This is a genomic window from Micromonospora sp. DT81.3, from assembly GCF_049847225.1.
GTDB lineage: Bacteria > Actinomycetota > Actinomycetes > Actinomycetales > Microbacteriaceae > Microbacterium.
Genome location: NZ_JBNCNY010000048.1, coordinates 1 through 973, shown reverse-complemented (window position 1 = coordinate 973; position 973 = coordinate 1). Strand labels below are relative to the sequence as shown.

The 973-nt window shown below is 65.7% G+C and carries 1 protein-coding gene; it reads left to right on the top strand.

Features of this window, described 5'->3' with window-relative positions:
- The first annotated feature begins 395 nt into the window (after positions 1-395).
- Positions 396-938 (top strand): GNAT family N-acetyltransferase, encoded by a 543-nt coding sequence (locus tag ACPW96_RS23280; protein ID WP_425886121.1) that lies wholly within the window; start codon positions 396-398, stop codon positions 936-938.
- Positions 939-973 lie beyond the last annotated feature (35 nt).

Below are 973 nucleotides of genomic sequence, written 5' to 3'. Positions count from 1 at the left end.
GGTAACCCACGAGTTTTGTGAGCGAGGCCCCGTCCCGCGACCCCCTCACCCGAAGAGGGCCACTACATACCGTCTAGGCGCGTCGCGGAACGCACCGCCAGCGCAATGGGCTCGCCCGTCCGTTGACGAATCCGTCTCACTCGTGCTCTCGGCTGCGCTTTCCGTGCGCTCCGCCGAGGCCCCTTCCTCAGCGGGGACGGAAGGGGCCTCTGAATGCGAAGTTGCGGGGGAGGGACAAATGATTCGCCGCTCCGACAACTCAACGGGGTAGCGTCATGCTACCTGCAGCCACCAGCAACCGGCCTTCTGGCGTCCCGCCGCTTTGTGGGCGCCTTGGGTCTGCGAATATGGCGGCGTCTTAGCCATGGCAGTCTGCGTGACGCGAGGATGGCTTCATGCCTCTGCCCTGGGATTTCCGCCCTGTTCACGGCTCGCGGGTGACACTGGACCTTCTGCGCGACGACGACCTGGAGGCGCTGTACGCCATGCAGTCCGACCCAGAGGTCTGTCGCTACCTCCTGTACGAGGCTCGGTCACGCCGACAGGTCGTCGAGGTGCTCGCACGGGATGCGGAGGCCGCCCGGCTCGAGAACCCCGACGACTACGTTCAACCGGCTATCCGCGACGAGGACGGCCACTTCGCCGGCACGATGTACTTCCACCTGACCAGCGTCGATGACCGCACAGCCGAGATCGGATGGATCCTCGCACCGTCCGCGCAGGGAAAGGGCTACGCGACCGAGGCCGCGCGGCTTCTGCTCGACCTCGCCTTCGGCGAGCTGGGGCTGCATCGCGTGTACGCCGAACTCGACCCTCGGAATGCGGCATCCGTCGCCATCTGCGAGCGGTTGGGGATGCGGCACGAAGCCCACTTCGCCGAGCACATGTGGCTCAAGGACGGGTCAAGTCCTTTGAGGTGGTGTACGCGGCGTTCGTGATTCTTCGTGCTGGTTATGCGGTTAGGGCGCGGTAG

What these genes read in the sequence shown, in the direction of transcription:
- ACPW96_RS23280 (WP_425886121.1), top strand. Translation starts at nt 396, where the DNA reads ATGCCTCTGCCCTGGGATTTCCGCCCTGTTCACGGCTCGCGGGTGACA.